16 protein-coding genes and 4 pseudogenes are annotated in these 18,189 nt (G+C 62.9%); 13 read left to right on the top strand and 7 right to left on the bottom strand.

The window, feature by feature from the left end:
- The first annotated feature begins 224 nt into the window (after positions 1–224).
- The 5 genes and pseudogenes from arcD (at position 225) to PSOLE_RS13075 (ending at position 5,429) form a co-directional block, all read left to right on the top strand.
- A pseudogene (arcD, locus tag PSOLE_RS13055) lies at positions 225–1,652 on the top strand (arginine-ornithine antiporter).
- Between the two features lie 15 nt (positions 1,653–1,667).
- Positions 1,668–2,918: an arginine deiminase gene (gene arcA / locus PSOLE_RS13060; RefSeq protein ID WP_074860192.1), complete on the top strand. Its 1,251-nt coding sequence runs from the start codon at positions 1,668–1,670 to the stop codon at positions 2,916–2,918.
- Positions 2,919–3,002: 84 nt separating this feature from the next.
- Entirely contained in the window at positions 3,003–4,013 is a 1,011-nt protein-coding gene (locus PSOLE_RS13065; RefSeq protein WP_074860191.1) for an ornithine carbamoyltransferase, read from the top strand.
- Between the two features lie 111 nt (positions 4,014–4,124).
- On the top strand, positions 4,125–5,051 hold the full coding sequence (arcC, locus tag PSOLE_RS13070; protein WP_074860188.1) for a carbamate kinase: 927 nt from the start codon (positions 4,125–4,127) through the stop codon (positions 5,049–5,051).
- 12 nt (positions 5,052–5,063) lie between these two features.
- Positions 5,064–5,429 (top strand): DUF5064 family protein, encoded by a 366-nt coding sequence (locus PSOLE_RS13075; protein ID WP_003459552.1) that lies wholly within the window; start codon positions 5,064–5,066, stop codon positions 5,427–5,429.
- Positions 5,430–5,615: 186 nt separating this feature from the next.
- On the opposite strand, the pseudogene PSOLE_RS13080 reads toward PSOLE_RS13075, so the two are convergent.
- Positions 5,616–5,873 (bottom strand): annotated as a pseudogene (locus tag PSOLE_RS13080) (dihydrolipoyl dehydrogenase); the annotation flags it as partial.
- Between the two features lie 222 nt (positions 5,874–6,095).
- On the opposite strand from PSOLE_RS13080, the pseudogene PSOLE_RS13085 reads away from it, so the two are divergent.
- Positions 6,096–6,665, top strand: a pseudogene (locus PSOLE_RS13085) (PaaI family thioesterase).
- Between the two features lie 29 nt (positions 6,666–6,694).
- Positions 6,695–7,261, top strand: a complete 567-nt coding sequence (locus tag PSOLE_RS13090) for a TetR/AcrR family transcriptional regulator (RefSeq protein WP_003459546.1) — start codon at positions 6,695–6,697, stop codon at positions 7,259–7,261.
- 125 nt (positions 7,262–7,386) lie between these two features.
- Here PSOLE_RS13090 and PSOLE_RS13095 read toward each other — a convergent pair.
- A pseudogene (locus tag PSOLE_RS13095) lies at positions 7,387–7,821 on the bottom strand (SDR family NAD(P)-dependent oxidoreductase); the annotation flags it as partial.
- A 279-nt stretch (positions 7,822–8,100) separates the two neighbouring features.
- Between PSOLE_RS13095 and PSOLE_RS13100 the strand changes: the two are divergent.
- The 3 genes from PSOLE_RS13100 (at position 8,101) to PSOLE_RS13110 (ending at position 10,399) form a co-directional block, all read left to right on the top strand.
- On the top strand, positions 8,101–8,904 hold the full coding sequence (locus tag PSOLE_RS13100) for an outer membrane protein OmpK (RefSeq protein WP_074860183.1): 804 nt from the start codon (positions 8,101–8,103) through the stop codon (positions 8,902–8,904).
- 121 nt (positions 8,905–9,025) lie between these two features.
- Positions 9,026–9,871 carry an EamA family transporter gene (locus PSOLE_RS13105; protein ID WP_074860181.1) on the top strand — a complete coding sequence of 282 codons (846 nt, stop codon included), beginning with the start codon at positions 9,026–9,028 and terminating at the stop codon, positions 9,869–9,871.
- A 54-nt stretch (positions 9,872–9,925) separates the two neighbouring features.
- The gene (locus PSOLE_RS13110; protein WP_074860180.1) at positions 9,926–10,399 is read left to right on the top strand and encodes an LEA type 2 family protein; all 474 of its coding nucleotides are present in this window, start codon (positions 9,926–9,928) and stop codon (positions 10,397–10,399) included.
- Positions 10,400–10,429: 30 nt separating this feature from the next.
- Here the strand turns inward: PSOLE_RS13110 and PSOLE_RS13115 are convergent, their stop codons facing one another.
- Entirely contained in the window at positions 10,430–11,224 is a 795-nt protein-coding gene (locus PSOLE_RS13115) for a gamma-glutamyl-gamma-aminobutyrate hydrolase family protein (protein WP_074860178.1), read from the bottom strand.
- A gap of 466 nt (positions 11,225–11,690) precedes the next feature.
- Between PSOLE_RS13115 and PSOLE_RS13120 the strand changes: the two genes are divergently transcribed.
- Positions 11,691–12,032 (top strand): zinc ribbon domain-containing protein YjdM, encoded by a 342-nt coding sequence (locus PSOLE_RS13120; RefSeq protein ID WP_074860176.1) that lies wholly within the window; start codon positions 11,691–11,693, stop codon positions 12,030–12,032.
- Positions 12,033–12,067: 35 nt separating this feature from the next.
- On the opposite strand, the gene PSOLE_RS13125 is transcribed toward PSOLE_RS13120, so the two are convergent.
- The 4 genes from PSOLE_RS13125 to PSOLE_RS13140 form a co-directional block, all read right to left on the bottom strand.
- Positions 12,068–12,841, bottom strand: a complete 774-nt coding sequence (locus PSOLE_RS13125; protein WP_003459537.1) for a hypothetical protein — start codon at positions 12,839–12,841, stop codon at positions 12,068–12,070.
- Positions 12,842–12,984: 143 nt separating this feature from the next.
- Positions 12,985–14,316: a spinster family MFS transporter gene (locus PSOLE_RS13130; RefSeq protein ID WP_074860174.1), complete on the bottom strand. Its 1,332-nt coding sequence runs from the start codon at positions 14,314–14,316 to the stop codon at positions 12,985–12,987.
- Between the two features lie 309 nt (positions 14,317–14,625).
- Positions 14,626–15,648, bottom strand: coding sequence for a ferrochelatase (hemH, locus tag PSOLE_RS13135; RefSeq protein ID WP_074861205.1), 1,023 nt, complete (start codon positions 15,646–15,648; stop codon positions 14,626–14,628).
- Positions 15,649–15,861: 213 nt separating this feature from the next.
- Positions 15,862–16,764, bottom strand: coding sequence for a TIGR01777 family oxidoreductase (locus tag PSOLE_RS13140; RefSeq protein WP_074861207.1), 903 nt, complete (start codon positions 16,762–16,764; stop codon positions 15,862–15,864).
- Between the two features lie 190 nt (positions 16,765–16,954).
- On the opposite strand from PSOLE_RS13140, the gene PSOLE_RS13145 reads away from it, so the two are divergent.
- Together PSOLE_RS13145 and PSOLE_RS13150 are read left to right on the top strand one after the other, a co-directional pair.
- The gene (locus tag PSOLE_RS13145) at positions 16,955–17,941 is read left to right on the top strand and encodes an NAD(P)/FAD-dependent oxidoreductase (protein WP_074861209.1); all 987 of its coding nucleotides are present in this window, start codon (positions 16,955–16,957) and stop codon (positions 17,939–17,941) included.
- Positions 17,938–18,180 (top strand): TIGR02450 family Trp-rich protein, encoded by a 243-nt coding sequence (locus PSOLE_RS13150; protein WP_074861211.1) that lies wholly within the window; start codon positions 17,938–17,940, stop codon positions 18,178–18,180. Before PSOLE_RS13145 ends, PSOLE_RS13150 begins: the two co-directional genes overlap by 4 nt.
- Positions 18,181–18,189 lie beyond the last annotated feature (9 nt).

Below are 18,189 nucleotides of genomic sequence, written 5' to 3' on the forward strand. Positions count from 1 at the left end.
CCCTCCCTCCTCGCTATTCCATCTCGCCTGGCCATCATTGCGTAACGAAAAGTTCGGACTATGGTGTCAGTCGGAGCTGCAGTCCTGATGCTCGTCAGGGGCTCGACAACGCTTAAGGAATGGATGTGCGTTGACGAATCCTGACCTATTGATTCAGGTCAGGATGCAGTGCTCGCCAAACGCGCTCAATGCCTATGTCCACTCGTGACACGGAGGTAATTAAGATGTCTGATTCGACGCAAAAACTCCGCCTTGGCGCGCTGATCGCGCTGGTCGTCGGCTCCATGGTCGGCGGCGGTATCTTCTCGCTACCCCAGAACATCGCCGCCAGCGCCAGCGCCGGCGCCACCCTGATCGGCTGGCTGATCACCGGGGTCGGCATGCTGACCCTGGCCTTCGTGTTCCAGTCCCTGGCTAACCGCAAGCCCGAACTCGACGGCGGGGTGTACGCCTAGGCCAAGGCCGGTTTCGGCGACTACATGGGTTTTTCCTCAGCCTGGGGCTACTGGATCAGCGCCTGGATCGGCAACGTCAGCTACATGGTGCTGCTGTTTTCCACTTTGGGTTACTTCTTCCCGGTGTTCGGCGAAGGCAACACCCTGCCGGCGGTGATCGGCGCCTCGGTGCTGCTCTGGCTGCTGCACTTTCTGGTGCTACGCGGGATCAAGGAAGCGGCCTTTATCAACACCGTGACCACCATCGCCAAGATGCTGCCGCTGGCGCTGTTCATCTGCATCGCCGCCATCGCCTTCAAGATGGACGTGTTCACCGCGGACTTCTGGGGCCGTGGCAACAGCGAACTGGGCAGCGTGATGGATCAGGTGCGCAACATGATGCTGGTCACCGTCTGGGTGTTCATCGGCATCGAAGGCGCGAGCATCTTCTCCGCCCGTGCCGAGAAGCGCAGCGATGTCGGCAAGGCCACGGTGATCGGTTTCGTCGGCGTGCTTCTGCTGCTGGTGCTGGTCAACGTCCTGTCCCAGGGCATCATGACCCAGGCCGAACTGGCCGGGCTGAAAAACCCGTCCATGGCCGGCGTGCTGGAGCAGGTGGTCGGCCCCTGGGGCGCGCAACTGATCTCCATCGGCCTGATCGTCTCGCTGGCAGGCGCCTTGCTGTCGTGGACGCTGCTGTGCGCGGAGATTCTCTTCGCCAGCGCCCGCGACCACACCATGCCCGAGTTCCTGCGCAAGGAGAACGCCAACCACGTCCCGGCCAATGCGCTGTGGCTGTCCAACGGGCTGATCCAGCTGTTCCTGATCATCACCCTGTTCAACGCTTCCACCTACCTCAGCCTGCTGTACCTGGCCACCTCGATGATCCTCGTGCCCTACTTCTGGTCCAGCGCCTACGCGGTATTGCTGGCGGTACGTGGCGAGACCTACAAGAACGCCGGCGGCGAGCGCAACAAGGACTTGCTGATCGCGGCCATCTCCACCCTGTACGCGGTCTGGCTGGTGTATGCCGCTGGCGTGCAGTACCTGCTGCTCTCCGCGCTGCTCTACGCCCCTGGCGCGATTCTCTTCGCCAAGGCCAAGCGCGAGCTGGGTCAACCCATTTTCACCGGCCTCGAAAAACTGATTTTCGTCGCCGTGCTGATCGGTGCCGCCATCGCCGCCTACGGGCTGTATGACGGCTTCCTGAGTCTGTAAGAGAAGGAGTTCGACATGTCCAAGAAGCCCCTCGGCGTTCATTCCGAAGCCGGCAAACTGCACAAGGTGATGGTCTGTTCGCCAGGCCTGGCCCACCTGCGCCTGACCCCAGCCAACTGCGATGAACTGCTGTTCGACGATGTGATCTGGGTATCCCAGGCCAAACGCGACCACTTCGACTTCATGACCAAGATGCGTGAACGCGGCGTCGAAGTGGTGGAGATGCACAACCTGCTCGAAGAGACCGTGCGCGACCCGCAAGCCCTGAAGTGGATTCTCGACCGCAAAATCACCGCCAACAGCGTCGGCCTTGGCCTGCTGACAGAGGTGCGTGATTTCGTCGAATCCCTGGAGCCACGGCGCATCGCCGAGTTCCTCATCGGCGGCGTGTCCGGCGCCGACCTGGCCAGGCACAAGGACTCCGAGGCGGCGAAGATGTTCAACGCCTACCTCGGCGAAGCCAGCTTCATCTTCCCGCCGCTTCCCAACACCCAGTTCACCCGCGACACCACCTGCTGGATCTACGGTGGCGTCACCCTCAATCCCATGTACTGGCCAGCACGCCGCCAGGAAACCCTGCTCACCACCGCGATCTACAAATTCCACCCGGACTTCGCCGAGGAACGCTTCGACATCTGGTACGGCGACCCGGATCAGGACCATGGCTCGGCCACCCTGGAAGGCGGCGACGTGATGCCCATTGGCAACGGCACCGTGCTGATCGGCATGGGCGAACGCAGCTCGCACCAGGCCATCGGCCAGGTGGCCCGTGCGCTGTTCGCCAAGGGCGCGGCAGACAAGGTCATCGTTGCCGGCCTAGGCCGCTCCCGTGCAGCCATGCACCTGGACACCGTATTCAGCTTCTGCGACCGCGACCTGGTGACCATCTTCCCGGAAGTGGCCAACTCCATCGTGCCCTTCACCCTGCGCCCGGACGAGAGCCGCCCAGGCGGCATCGACGTACGCCGCGAGGACAAACCCTTCGTCGAGGTGGTCGCCGAATCCCTCAACCTGAAAAAACTGCGTGTAGTGGAAACCGGTGGCGACGCCTACGAGGCCGAACGCGAGCAGTGGGACGACGGCAACAACGTGGTCTGCCTGGAACCCGGCGTGGTCATCGGCTACGACCGCAACACCTACACCAACACCCTGCTGCGCAAGGCCGGCGTCGAGGTCATCACCATCAGCGCCAGCGAACTGGGACGCGGCCGTGGCGGCGGCCACTGCATGACCTGTCCGATCATCCGCGACCCCATCGATTACTGATCACCCAACCCACCCCTCTCCCCCCGGGAGAGGGCCGGGGGTGAGGGGCGTCCCTCGCACAGCATTCTCAACGGAGAAAGAATCATGGCGTTCAACATGCACAACCGCCACCTGCTCAGCCTGATGCACCATAGCACCCGCGAGCTGCGTTACCTGCTCGACCTGTCACGCGACCTCAAACGCGCCAAGTACACCGGCACCGAGCAGCAGCACCTGACCCGCAAGAACATCGCGCTGATCTTCGAGAAGACTTCGACCCGCACCCGCTGCGCCTTCGAGGTGGCCGCCTACGACCAGGGCGCCAACGTCACCTACATCGACCCCAACTCCTCGCAGATCGGCCACAAGGAAACCATGAAGGACACTGCCCGCGTACTCGGGCGCATGTATGACGCCATCGAGTACCGCGGCTTCAAGCAGGAGATCGTCGAGGAGCTGGCCACCTATGCCGGCGTGCCGGTGTTCAACGGCCTGACCAACGAGTACCACCCGACGCAGATGCTCGCCGACGTGCTGACCATGCGTGAACACAGTGACAAGCCGCTGCACGACATTGCCTACGCCTACCTGGGTGACGCGCGCAACAACATGGGCAACTCGCTGCTGCTGATCGGCGCCAAGCTCGGCATGGACGTGCGCATCGCCGCGCCCAAAGCGCTGTGGCCCAGCGAGAAACACGTCGCCGCCTGCCGAAAATTCGCCGAGGAAAGCGGCGCACGCATCCTGCTCACCGAAGACCCGAAGGAGGCGGTCAAGGGCGTCGACTTCGTCCATACCGACGTCTGGGTGTCCATGGGCGAGCCGGTGGAAGCCTGGGGCGAACGCATCCAGGAGCTACTGCCCTATCAGGTCAATGCCGAGATCATGAAGGCCGCCGGCAACCCACGGGTGAAGTTCATGCACTGCCTGCCGGCCTTCCACAACAGCGAGACCAAGGTCGGCAAGCAGATCGCCGAGCAGTATCCGCACCTGAAGAACGGCATCGAGGTCACCGAAGACGTGTTCGAGTCGCCGTGGAATATCGCCTTCGAGCAGGCGGAAAACCGCATGCACACCATCAAGGCCATTCTGGTGGCGACCCTGGCAGACATCTGAGTATTGCCCTGTAGGAGCCGGCTTGCCGGCGATCCACTGGCAACAGCGTCGCCGGCAAGCCAGCTCCTACGCGAAGTCAGGCGCCCAGGCGCCTCGAACAAGGAGAACACCATGCGACTCGTCATCGCCTTGGGCGGCAACGCCCTGCTTCGTCGCGGCGAAGCCATGACTGCGGAAAATCAACGAGAGAACGTACGTATCGCCTGCGAGCAGATCGCCAAGGTGGCACCCGGTAAAGAGCTGGTGATCGCTCACGGCAACGGCCCGCAAGTCGGCCTGCTGGCCCTGCAGGGTAACGCCTATGATGCGGCTAACCCTTACCCACTGGACGTACTCGGCGCAGAGACCGAAGGCATGATCGGTTACATGATCGAACAGGAGCTGGGCAACCTGCTGCCGTTCGAAGTACCCTTCGCCACCCTGCTCACCCAGGTGGAAGTGGACAGCGCCGACCCGGCATTCAAGAAACCGAGCAAACCCATCGGCCCGCTCTACAGCAAAGAGGAGGCCGAACGCCTGGCCGCCGAAAAAGGCTGGAGTATCGCCCCGGACGGCGACAAGTTCCGCCGCGTGGTGGCCAGCCCGCGCCCGCAGCGCATCTTCGAAATTCGCCCGATCAAATGGCTGCTGGAAAAGGGCAGCGTGGTGATCTGCGCCGGTGGCGGTGGCATCCCGACCATGTACGACGGCAACCAACTGCGCGGCGTCGAAGCGGTGATCGACAAGGACCTGTGCTCGGCGCTGCTGGCCGAACAGCTCAATGCCGACCTGCTGGTGATCGCCACCGATGTCGACGCTGCCTATGTCGACTGGGGCAAACCCACGCAGAAACCCATCGCCGAAGCTCATCCCGACGCCATCGAAACGCTCGGCTTCGCCGCCGGCTCCATGGGTCCGAAAGTGCAGGCCGCCTGCGAGTTCGCCCGCAATACCGGCCGCAGCGCAGTGATCGGTTCGCTGGAAAATATCGAAGCCATCGTCCAGGGTCGTTCAGGCACGCGCATCAGCCTGGACTGCAAGGGCATCGTCTATCGCTGAGAGGGCACGATCATGTTCACCGCCGGTCACCTGCACCGCGACAATAACGACCGCCCCGAGCACATGCGCCTGCTGCCGCCCTTCTCGGTGGACTTCTACTACGAAGTCCGCAAGGACCCGGAGCAGGGGCCGATGCTGCACATGCGCCTGGTCGGCGAGGTGGACGGCAAGCACTTCGAGGAGGAATTCGAACTGCATCGCGACGTCGCCTTCAACTTCGCCAGCGTCGCCACCCGCATCGCCGCCCGCCATGGCCTGCCCCCCAACGCCAGCCCGGTGATGCGCGGCCACGACGAATACGACAAGGTATTCGCCGACATCCGCAGCAAACTCAACGCCCAACCGGGCGAGCCGGTAAATCTCGACCACATCCTATGACGTAGCCCAATGAGATGAAATCCGGGGCTCTCGCTCATTTCCCGGATTGCATTGGGCTGCGCGCTGAAACGGCTATTTATCGTCACTCCCGCGAAGGCGGGCATAACGGTTTTTTCAGATGCGATCGTTCAATTTAAGTAACCGCCTGACGCTCGACCAGCACGACCCCGCGCGCCCTACTAGTTCTCAGGCCTGCATGGTCCAGCCATGCACCCCCATCGCCGTCTGACGCCCTGCCTCCGAGCGGGTCAGGTGCGGATGGCAGGTCAGCGCGACGTCCTCGACCGAGGCGGAGAATTCCATGGCCACGCAATACTCGCCGATCAGTTGACCTACACTTGGGCCGATCATGTGCACGCCGAGAATCTGGTCGGTATTGGCGTCGGCGAGGATCTTCACGAAACCTTCGGTCTCGTGGTTGATCTTCGCCCGACTGTTGGCGGTGAGCAGCATACGCATGCCGATCAGCACGTCGATGTTCGGCGCCAGCAGCATGCCCAGGGTCACCAGCAGATAGAGGCTCAACCCGGCAAGCAGCACCGGACGGCGCCCGAGCCGCAACTGGCCAAGGCCAAAAGCGCCGACGAACAGCGACTGACGGCTACTTATATTTCGACCACAATATGAAACATTGAATACCGAGCATCATATTTATCTGGAGCCTGCATGACCGCCTTATCCAGAGATGCCCGACTCGCCACCTGGATTGCCGAGGAGCAGGCCATTCGCAACCAACTCGCCGCCCCGGGCATCCTCAGCCTGGCGGAGGTGGCCACCATGTCGCCGATGGATTTCTTCGACGGCATCGGCCGCGGCAACCTGCCCTCCCTGCCGATCAACGCAGTGCTCGACTTCACCCCGGTGCAATGGGCCAGCGGCCTGTTCGTCTTCCAGGGCACGCCAGATCAGCGCCACTACAACCCGCTGGGCAGCTTGCATGGCGGCTACATCGCCACACTCCGTGACTCCTGCATGGGTTGCGCCGTGCATACCCTGCTCAAGACGGGCCTGGCCTACACAACCGCGGACCTGCGGGTAAGCTACATCCGCGCGCTGCGCAGTGAAGCCGGTCCGGTACGCGCCGAAGGCCGCATCATCCATGTCGGCCGTTCCACCGCGCTGGCCGAAGCGCCGACTGTACGATGTCGACGAGCGCCTCTACGCGTCGCCTCCACCACTTGTCTTATTCTCGACATGAGCGCGCCGCGCCAGGACGGCGATGCAGGTGTAAGATGACAGCCAGCATCTGATAGACGAGAAAGCCCATGCGCTATTCGGAAGACCACAAGGCCAAGACCCACCAACGCATCATCGAGGAGGCGGCCCTGCGCTTTCGCCGCGATGGCGTCGGCGCCACCGGCCTGCAACCGCTGATGAAGGCACTGGGCCTGACCCACGGCGGTTTCTATGCCCACTTCAAGTCCAAGGACGATCTGGTGGAAAACGCCCTGCGCCATGCGGTGGAGGAACTTTCCCGCAGCACCGAGGCGCTGGCCAAGGATGCCGAGGCACCGCTGCCACGCTTTATTGCCAGCTACCTGTCCAGCGCGCATCGCGCCAACCCCGGCAGTGGCTGCCCGCTGCCGACCATGTCCGCCGAGCTGGGCCAACGTGGCGAGGCCAGCGAAACCACCGACGCCCTGGTGCGCGACCGTCTGGCCATGATCGAGGACAACCTCGGCGGTGACGATGCCGCCGAGCAGAGCGTACTGCTGCTCTCGAGCCTGGTCGGCGCCCTGCTGCTGTCGCGTAGCGTCAAGGACCCGGAGCTGTCCGACCGCCTGCTGAAAACGACCTGTCGCCTGCTGATCGAGCAGGCGCAGGACGCGTAGTGACAAGGCTATGCCTGAGTTAACTGTGCACCCGTAGGAGCGGATTTATCCGCGAAATTCGCGGCTGAAGCCGCTCCTACACCGTCACTCACGTGCACATAGCCAATAACGAGACTGCTTCGGACTCACTTGTAGCGCGCAGCCACCTGGTTGCGCGACAGGTTCGGCCCCAAGGCAGCGCGGGCAGCGACGAAAGCGTCCCAGTCGGCTGCATTCGGCAGCGAGGGTATGGTCACCAGTTCACCCTGATCGAAGCCGGCCAGCGCAGCATCGACCATCTCGCCCACTTCCATGATCATCGACGGCGACAGAGCCGACGCATCGGTGCCGCTGCGCTCCCAGATTTCGGTGCGGGTCACGCCTGGCATCACCGCCTGCAGCTGCACCCCCGAACCGCGCAATTCGCCAGCCAGGGTCTGGGTCAGGCTCAGCACATAGGCCTTGGCCGCGCTGTACACGGCGTTGAACATTTCCGGCGCCAGCGCCACCAGCGAACCAAGGTTGATGATGCCGCCACGCCCAGCTGCTGAGAAATTGGCAGCTGCCGCGGCCGCCAGACGGTTGCGCACCAAGTTATGGCTGTTTTTGTCCTTTTGGTCAGAAAAGGGTGCATCGATGGCACTGGAGCGAACCTGAAAATTCCGCGCATCCTTTTGATTTGCAAGGGATATGCACAATCAAGAGAATTGGCGCCGTTTTTGCTCTAGCAGCACCAGCCTGACCAGACGGACAGGTTTAAAAACGCCGGGAGCGACTTTTGACGTCGGCTCCGCAAGGGCGACCGCCATGAATGGCAGGCAAAAAAACATAACGACACGTCTTAACCACCAGGAGCTTCCATGAATCGCACTCTCTCTTCGCTGGCACTGGCCGGCGGTTTGCTGGCAGGCGGCCAGGCCATTGCCGGTGACCTGATGCAGTGGCAGAACAACAGCCTGACCTACCTCTACGGCCAGGATTTCAAGATCGACCCGGAAATCCAGCAGACCATCACCTTCGAGCACGCGAGCGGCTGGAGCTTCGGTGACCTGTTCCTGTTCGTCGACGTGATCAAGTACAACACCGAGGCCACCAACGGCGCGGGTGACGGCCATACCTTCTATGGCGAATTCAGCCCGCGCTTCTCGCTGGGCAAGATCACCGGTGCCGACTTCTCCTTCGGGCCGATCAAGGACGTGCTGATCGCCACCACCTACGAGTTCGGTGAAGACGACGTCGAGTCCTACCTGATCGGCCCGGCGGTCGACCTGGACATCCCCGGCTTCGATTACTTCCAGCTCAATACCTACCTGCGCACCACCGACGGCAGCCGCCCCGGCAGCAACGTCTGGCAGATCACCCCGGTGTGGAGCTACACCATCCCCGTCGGCGAATCGGACATTCTCATCGACGGTTTCATGGACTGGGTGGTGGACAACGACAGCAACCGCCGTGGCGACTACCACGCCAACCTGCACTTCAACCCGCAGATCAAGTACGACCTGGGCAAGGCGATGAAGTGGGGCGAGAAGCAGCTCTACGTGGGTATCGAATACGACTACTGGAAGAACAAGTACGGCATCAAGGACGGCGGCGACGTCAGCCAATTCGTTGGCCCGACCGACCAGAACACCGCCAGCCTGCTGGTCAAAGCGCACTTCTGATCATCTGCCCCCTGCCTGAATGGCCAAGGTCGCAGCCACTTGCGACCTTCTGCCAATGCCATCGACCAGCCTGGCGTGGTTAGCTGCACGGCATCACCAGACCTTCACCCAAGGATGGACGATGCCACCGCGTATCCTGCTGCTGACCTGCCTTGCCATGCTCGCCTTCGCCGGCAACTCACTGCTATGCCGCCTCGCGCTGCGTGAAACCGACATCGATGCTGCCAGCTTCACGGCGATCCGCCTGCTCGCCGGCGCGCTGACACTCTGGCTGTTGCTCAGGCTGAGGCAGGCCAGACAACCCATCGCCGGTAACTGGCCAGGCGCACTGGCACTGTTCACTTACGCCTCAACGTTTTCCTTCGCCTATCTGCAGCTGGATACCGGCATCGGCGCCCTGCTGCTGTTCGGCTCGGTGCAATTGAGCATGCTGCTCTGGGGCTTGCTACGCGGCGAACGCCTGGGGCTGGGCGCCAGCCTCGGCACGGCGCTGGCGACGGCCGGCCTGCTGGCGCTGCTGCTGCCCGGCGCCAGTGCGCCACCACTGCTGGCGGCCTTGCTGATGCTGCTGGCCGGCATCGCCTGGGGAGCGTACTCGCTGTTTGGGCGTGGCCAGGGTGATGCGCTGGCCGTGACCGCCGGCAACTTCCTGCGTGCAGCCCCCTTGGCCCTGCTGCTGGCGCTGGTGCTGCTGCCACACCTCGACTGGGACGGGCCCGGTCTGTTCTACGCCGTGCTGTCCGGCGCCCTGACCTCCGGCGTTGGCTACGCCATCTGGTACAGCGCCCTGCCCGGACTACGCGCCAGCCAGGCCGCCACGGTGCAACTGAGCGTGCCGATTCTCGCCGCTCTCGGCGGCAGCCTGCTGCTGAGCGAAGCGTTGTCTCTGCGCCTGACCTTGAGCGCCATCGCCGTGCTCGGCGGTATCGCACTGGTGCTGGGCAGCCGGCAACGTGCCGGGAGCTAATGGCGCGCACTGCGGTCTTCTATCCTGAACTCATCAAGTCCAGGGAAGATCGTCATGCCTCGTCTGCTCCGTCTCTGCCTCATCAGCCTTCTCGCGGCCAGCCTGGGCGCCTGCGCCAGCCTGAGCAATCGTGATCCGCTACGGGTCGACCTGGTCGGCCTGGAACCTTTGCCCGGTCAGGGCCTGGAAGTGCGTTTCGCGGTCAAACTGCGAGTGCAGAACCCCAATGACAGCGCGGTGAGCTTCAACGGCATGGCGTTGGATCTGGACGTAAACGGCCAACCGCTGGCCAGTGGCGTCAGCGACCAGAGCGGCAGCGTGCCACGCTTCGGCGAGACGGTACTGAGCGTCCCGGTGAGTATTTCGGCGTTTTCAGTGGTGCGTCAGGCCTGGGGCGCGGCCGGCTATCAACCCGGCCAGGAAGTACCCTACGTGCTGCGCGGCAAACTCGCCGATGGCCTGTTCGGCACGCGTCGCTTCAGCGACAGCGGCACCCTGAACTGGCCGCAACCGCCAAGCCCCTACTAATGCAGGGGCCGGCGGCGCGTTTGGCCCGGATCAGGCAGCCTGACGGCTGTTGCGCGAGGCGACTCGGCGGTGACAGGCGTCACCGAAAGCCTGGAAGATCTTCACCGAATCCGGGTTCTTCGCCGCCTGCCATTCCGGGTGCCACTGCACCGCGAACAGGAAGGGGGACAGGCTCGGCGCGTGGATCGCCTCGATCAGGCCATCCTCGGCGGTGGCCAGCACTTCCAGTCCCTTGCCCAGGTTGCGAATGGCCTGGCCGTGCAGGGAGTTGACCTGAATCTCGTCCTTGCCCATCAACTCGGCGAACCAGCTGCCAGCCACCGGACGCACGCTGTGGCTGGCTGCGTACTGCACCTCGACCGGGTCATCGGGATTCTCGCGATGGTCGTTGAAACCCGGCTCGGCGTAGACCTTCTGGTAGATGTCGCCACCCAGCGCCACGTTGATTTCCTGCATGCCGCGGCAGATACCGAAGATCGGCAGACCGCGGGCGATGGCGGCACGGATCAAGGGTAGATCGAACAGGTCGCGATCGCGGTCCTGGCCCTTGTTCGGCGTTTCGTTTTCCTGGCCATAGAGCGCCGGGTCGATGTTGCTGCCGGCACCGGTCAAGTACACGCCATCAGCCATGTCCAGGTACTGTTCGAGGTCGTCGATGCCACAGCAGGTGGGCACCAGCACCGGCACACAACCGGAGAACTCGACCAGGGGCTGGATGTATTTGTGGGTCATTACCTGATAGTCGTGGCCCTTGCGCTCTTGAGCGCCCATGGACATCAACACGACGGGCTTGCGGGGGGTATTGCGGATCTTGTTGTCGGACATACGTCACCTTGGGACAGGCCGGGCCTATCGTTGCTGTGCAGACCGCTGGCCAGCAGAACACTCTGCTGTAGCACGTGCGGCCTGTTTGGCTAACCCCGCGCACCGAGACTCATCCTGAGCCTGAGTGCCGCCTTCCGACGGCGGCTCGAACCGGGTCAACTCCATCCAGAGAGGGGCTGCAGCGATGCTGCCCGTTACCCGGTTCGGCAACGGAATCTGCAACCAGTCTGCCCGAGCCGTAAAATATGTCAAACAAATCTGCTCAAGATTTCTGGTAAGCCATTTATCGCACAACAAGTGAATGCCCATTAAAATGCGCTCTAAGGGCAATCCGGGCAAACTACCGCCGGAAAACAAGTCCAATATTTAAAACACCAGTCTGCCAGGCCGCTCCGCGTCCTAGAGCGGCGCCTGCGGACAAAACCCTATATAATCTGCGGTTTCTCACCTGCACCGAGGACACCTCTTGACCGCTCTGCCGCCCTGCCCCAATTGCAACTCCGAATACACCTACGAAGACGGCGATCAACTGGTCTGCCCCGAGTGCGCCCATGAGTGGAAAGCCGGCGAGAATGCCGACGGCGCTGATGACGCGCGGGTGATCAAGGATTCGGTAGGCAACCTGCTGCAGGACGGCGACACCATCACCGTGATCAAGGACCTCAAGGTCAAAGGCTCATCACTGGTGGTCAAGGTCGGCACCAAGGTGAAGAACATTCGCCTGGTCGACGGCGATCACGACATCGACTGCAAGATCGATGGCATCGGCGCGATGAAGCTCAAGTCCGAGTTCGTACGCAAGGTCTGACGCTCCGCCGCCGCTCGCAACGGGCGGCGGCCGGCTCACTGCACCGGCAGGAAATTCAGCAAGAACAGGCTCTGCGCATAGTTGGCGCCCATGCGCCGGTAGCGCTCTTCCAGCACATGGGTGAGCAGATCGAGACGCGCCACCATCTTGCCGAACTCCACTGCGTAGCTGAGGTTGTTGCCCTGTTCGGAGAACTCGTTGGATAACAGCAGCGGGCGGCCCGTGGCATCACGGCGCTGCGACAGCATCCAGCCGGCCTTTTCCAGATTGCGTGCAGCGTTGTGGATGAACTGCGCATTGAAGCTGTCGGTCAGGTAGAACTCTGTGCGGCCACCGTGAGCCGTCACCAGCATGCTGCCAATGGCATAGGTGAAGGCCGCCACGCGGTCGCCCTCGAATGCCGGGCTCAGCGAATAATCCAGCGCCGCGACATCACGCCGACCGCCCAATGTTGGCCAGTCCTGATTGTGCTCGATGGCGTACTGGATGGCGCGCTCGGCAGCGGCGGCGTCAGGCAGGGAATTCTTGCGCCACTCGCGCGGGTTGCGTTGATACAGCTTGTTCATCAGCCGATACAGGCTGTTGAGGTTGTTGCGCATGGCCAGGGTCGCCATGCGGTCAACGTCGGTCTGCAGCACCTCGGCGGGCTTGAGCGGGCTGCGGGTATGCACGATGGAGTCGTTGTCCAGGCGCCCTGTGCAACCACCCAACAACAACAGCGCAGCCAACCCCGGCAGCACCAGCCGTTGCCAAAATACCGAGCTGTTGATTGGCCTGCCCTGTGCAGCAGACGCTGGCCTCGCTCCCATGCAGAGGTTCCCTGGCTGGCACGCGCCCCAGTGGCGCGCGCAACACTCAGAACCTCAGTAAAGCGCAAAAATTCCACGCTGCCTGTGCCCTGGCGCATAAACCGTGCCGATCAATGCTCGGCACGGCAGAAAAATGCGCCTACTCAGGCTGGATTGGCGGCCCATTGCTCCAGGCGCGTCACGCTTTCGCGGTAGGGCTTGAGACTCTTGGCCAGCAGGATGATCGACATCAACACCGCCAGGGTGGTGACGATCAGCAGCGAGTAGCGCAGCGCGTTGTCGTCGGCGAAGACGAAATCGGTCACCAGTGCCACAGCGGTCGGACCAACGCCCAGGCCGATCAGGGTGATGACGAACAGATAGATGGCCGACGCCTGGCCGCGCATCGAGTTGGGCATGATTTCCTGGATCGCTGCCGGCGCCACGCCGAACGGCATGCTCAGACAGAACACCGCAAGCGCCAGCAGCATGCTGGCCCAGAAGGCGCTGTCCATCAGCGGGAACAGCACCACCATCGGCAAGGCACCCAGCGCAGCGTACAGGCCGACACGCATGTTGGCGTCGCTACGCCCACGCTTGGCCATCAGGTCCGCCAGGCGTCCGCCGAAGACGATGCCGAGGCAACCGAAAACCGCGACGATGCAGCCGTAGACGATGCCGACCTGGCCGGCGTCCCAGCCATAAGTACGGATGTAAAAAGTCGGTATCCAGGCTGCACTGCCGTAGCCGGCAAAAGCCAGCCCGGCGAAACCGAAGTTGTGCAGCAGCACGGTACGGCGATTGGCGCGAATGTAGCGCCCCACTTCGCTCAGCGGCACCGCCACGCCCGCACCGGCACCGCGCCGGACAGGTTCCTTGATGGCCAGCATCAACAGGGTGAAAAACACACCCGCCACACCGAGAATCAGGAAAATCAACTGCCAGGGACGCACCTCGCCCAGCACCGGCAGGGTCACGTCGCCTTGTGCCGAGGCGAACTGAATGACCAGGCCACCGACCAGAAAGGCCAGGCCCGAGCCGAGGTAGACGCCCATGGAATAGACGCTGATGGCCGTGGCCCGGCGCTCGGCGGGAAAGCTGTCGGCAATCAGCGAATAGGCTGCCGGCGACAGCGCCGCCTCGCCCACACCCACGCCGATGCGGCACAGCAGAAACTGCCAGTACATCTTGGCCATGCCGCAGGCGGCGGTAGCGGCGCTCCAGAACAGAATGCCGACGGCGATCAACCCGCGCCGACTGCGAGTATCGGCCACCCGCCCCAGCGGAATGCCGCATACGGTGTAGAACAGGGCGAACGACAGGCCCATCAGCAGGCTCATCTGCGTATCGTTGATCGCCAGATCGCGACGGATGGGCTCGACCAGCAGATTGAGGATCTGCCGATCGACGAAGGACAGGACATACGCCACCATCAGGATGGCAACAGTGGCCCAGGCTCGGGCACTGGAGGGATAGCCGTTATTGTTGTTATGCACGGACGCTCTCCTCGGCACCGCAGAACGCGACGCGCGACGGTTGAAAGAAGCGCCAGCTTAGGACGATATAAACGGTGGTGAGTATCGCTCGAAGGTGTTATCAGGTCGGCGAATGCTTCATACCCGCCGAGGCGAATGGCTCGGTAGCGAAACTCAATAGTCGCTCAGAGCGTATTGCCCGTCAGTTAAGCGAATCTGTAGGAGCCGGCTTGCCGGCGATGCTTTTTGAACGGATCGCCAGCAAGCCGGCTCCTACAGTTCTGTCTCTGACCGGCATTGGCCGCAGCGCTGTTTTACCTGAACAGGCACTCAGATCATCAGCGGCGCCCGCTCGCACAGCACCTTCAACGCCGCCGCCCAGTCGGGATGATCGTTCAGGCAGGGCACCAGCTTCAGGCTCTCGCCACCGGCCTCGACGAACTGCTCGCGGCCGCGGTCGCCGATTTCCTCCAGGGTCTCGATGCAGTCGGCGACGAAGGCCGGACACATCACCAGCAACTTCTTCACGCCCTGCGCGGCCAGCTCGTCGAGACGGCTCTCGGTATAGGGCTCGATCCATTTGGCACGCCCAAGACGCGACTGAAAGCTCACCGACCATTGCTCAGGACGCAGGCCCATGCGCTGGGCGAACAGCTCCGCACTGCGCAGGCATTGCGCGCGGTAACAGTTGGCGAGCACCGCGGGCGAAGCGCTGCGGCAGCAATCTTCGCCTTTCAGGCAATGACCGCTGGGGTCGAGCTTGTGCAGGTGGCGCTCCGGCAGGCCGTGAAAGCTCAGCAGCAGGTGATCGAAATCCTGCTGCAGATAAGGCTTGGCGCTGGCTACCAGGGCGTCGAGGTATTCCGGCTGATCGTAGAACGGCGGCAGAGTAGACAGACGCATGTCCAGGCCGCGCTCGCGCACCACCCGCTTGACCTCTTCGATCACTGTGGTGGTGGTGCTGTCGGCGAATTGCGGATACAGCGGCGCCAGGGTCACTTCACGGATGCCCTGCGCAGCCAGACGCTGCAGAGTCGACTCGATGGAAGGCTCGCCATAACGCATGGCCAACTCCACCGGGCCCTGAGTCCAATGAGCCTTCATCGCTTCCTGCAGACGGCGACTGATCACCACCAGCGGCGAGCCGTCTTCCCACCAGATCGAGGCGTAGGCGTGCGCCGATGCCGCAGGACGCTTGATCAGAATCAGCGACACCAGCAATCGACGCAGCGGCCAGGGCAGGTCGATCACGTAGGGATCCATCAGGAACTGATTGAGGTAACGGCGGACATCGGCTACTTCGGTGGACGCGGGCGAACCCAGGTTAACCAGCAACAATGCGTGATCGGTCATGCGAAATCCCAGCAGGCTTTTGAAAAACGTTAGCGAGGCAGCCAGTGCAAGGCGCAACGACCATCGGGAGTAACAGCCGAAGGCTGGCCCGAAGGGCGAGCGCCAGCGAGTCAAGACAGGCGAGGAAGCGGAGTTTACGTCTTGTAAATGAGCATTCCGAGCCTGTTTTTAACGCTGCAATGGCAACGCAGGTAGTTTTGCAACTGCCTGCGGTCAGTGATGGCCCAATAGATCGGCTAGTGCCACATCCAGATGGGTAAAACGAAAACTGAAACCCGCCTCCAGCAGGCGCGCCGGCACGGCACGCTGGCCGCCGAGCAGCAACTCGGACATCTCGCCGAGTGCAGCGCGCAGGACGAAGGCCGGCGCCGGGAAAATGGTCGGGCGGCTCAGCGCCTGGCCCAGCGCCTTGCTGAACTCGGCATTGCGCACGGGTAATGGCGCGCAGGCATTATAAGGACCGCGAGCGTCGCCCTGCTGCAAGAGAAAATCGATCAGGCCGATTTGATCGGCGATATGAATCCAGGGCATCCACTGCCGACCATCACCGATGCGCCCCCCCAGGCCGAGCTTGAACGGCAACAACAGGCGTTTGAGCATGCCGCCATCCGGGCTCAGCACCAGGCCGGTGCGCACCAGCACCACGCGAATCCCCAGGTCCTCGGCGCGTTGTGCAGTTTCTTCCCAGGCCCCACACAGCTGCGCGGCGAAATCATCGGTGACCTGCGGCGTATCTTCACTCAGCTCACGTTCACCGCCGTTGCCGTACCAACCCACTGCCGAGCCCGACAGCAGCACTGCGGGGCGCTGCTGGCGCCGTTGCAGCCAGGTCAGCAACTGCTCGGTCAAACCGATCCGGCTCGACCACAGCAGCGCCTTGCGCTTGCTACTCCAGGGGCGGTCAGCGATGGGGGCACCGGCCAGATTGATCACCGCGTCCAACGGCTCTTCAGCCAGTTCCTCGAGCCGGGCAATGCCTCGAACATCGGCCCCGCAGAGGCGCGCGACCTTGCTTGGCTCACGGCTCCAGACGGTCAGGCGGTGGCCCTGTTCGCTCCAGTGCGCGCAGAGCGCTCGTCCGATCAGACCGGTGCCGCCGGTCAGCAGGATATGCATGGCATCGTCCTCGCATGGCAATGGAAGAAACTTCACCTTTAGTCTGGTTCATGACGCGCATACCTGTCGCGTTTGTCCTAAATCTAAAGTAAGGGAGCGCCGCTTTCGGTGACAGCTATACATGAAAACACTCTTGTATAGCTCTTGTCCAAGCCTAGCCTGTATAGCATTCAGCGCTGACGAGGTAACCATGAACGCACCCATCGCCATCATTGGCACCGGCATCGCAGGGCTATCCGCTGCCCAGGCCCTGCACGCCGCCGGCCAGGATATCGAACTGTTCGACAAGAGCCGTGGTAGCGGCGGGCGCATGGCGAGCAAGCGCAGTGACGCAGGCAGCCTGGATCTTGGCGCACAATACTTCACCGCACGTGACCGCCGCTTCGTCGAGGTGGTGCAGCAATGGCAGGCCCGCGGCTGGGTCGCCGAGTGGCAACCGAGCCTGTACAACGCCCAGGACGGCCAGCTCAGCGCCTCACCTGACGAGCAACTACGCTGGGTCGGCAGCCCGCGTATGAGTGCCATCACCCGTGCCATGCTCGGCGCCCTGCCGGTCAAATTCAGTTGCCGTATCACCGAAGTGTTCCGTGGCGACCGCTACTGGAGCCTGCTCGATGCCGAAGGCAACAGCCACGGCCCTTACAGCCATGTGATCGTTGCTACGCCCGCCCCCCAAGCCAGTGCCCTGTTGGCAGCCGCGCCGAAACTGGCTGGCACCGCAGCGAGCGTGATCATGGACCCGACCTGGGCGGTCGCACTGGGTTTCGACAGCCCCCTGGACACTCGCGTCGAGGGCTGCTTCGTGCAGGACAGCCCGCTCGACTGGCTGGCGCGCAACCCCAGCAAACCTGGCCGCGACACCCACCTCGACACCTGGGTGCTGCACGCCAGCAGCGTCTGGAGCCGGCAGAATCTCGATCTGCCCAAGGAAGCGGTGATCGAACAACTGCACGGCGCCTTCGCCGAGCTGATCGGTTGCGCCGTGCCGCCGCCGAGCTTCACCCTCGCCCATCGCTGGCTGTATGCACGCCCGGCACAGGCGCATCAGTGGGGGGCACTGGCCGATGCCGATCTGGGCCTGTATGCCTGTGGCGACTGGTGCCTGTCGGGGCGGGTCGAAGGCGCCTGGCTCAGCGGCCAGGATGCTGCGCGTCGCCTGCTTGAGCACCTGCAATGAGCCAACCCAACAACAGGCCTGAAAAACGCCGCCTCAACCCGCGCAAACTGCTGCTGTCGAAATGGACAGCCGCGCAGCCGCAGAACCGCGAGCGTCATTTCCTGGTGACCGAACTGATCCGCGACGAGCAAGACAACATCCTCGGCGTCGAGCTTCAGGCGGTCCTCACGCAACGCAGCCAGCAACTCGACTGGCACCAGTTGCAGGACAGCGAACGCTGGCTGCAAGGCTGGCGCTGACCCTCCCGT

Source organism: Pseudomonas oleovorans subsp. oleovorans (assembly GCF_002197815.1).
Taxonomy (GTDB): domain Bacteria; phylum Pseudomonadota; class Gammaproteobacteria; order Pseudomonadales; family Pseudomonadaceae; genus Aquipseudomonas; species Aquipseudomonas oleovorans.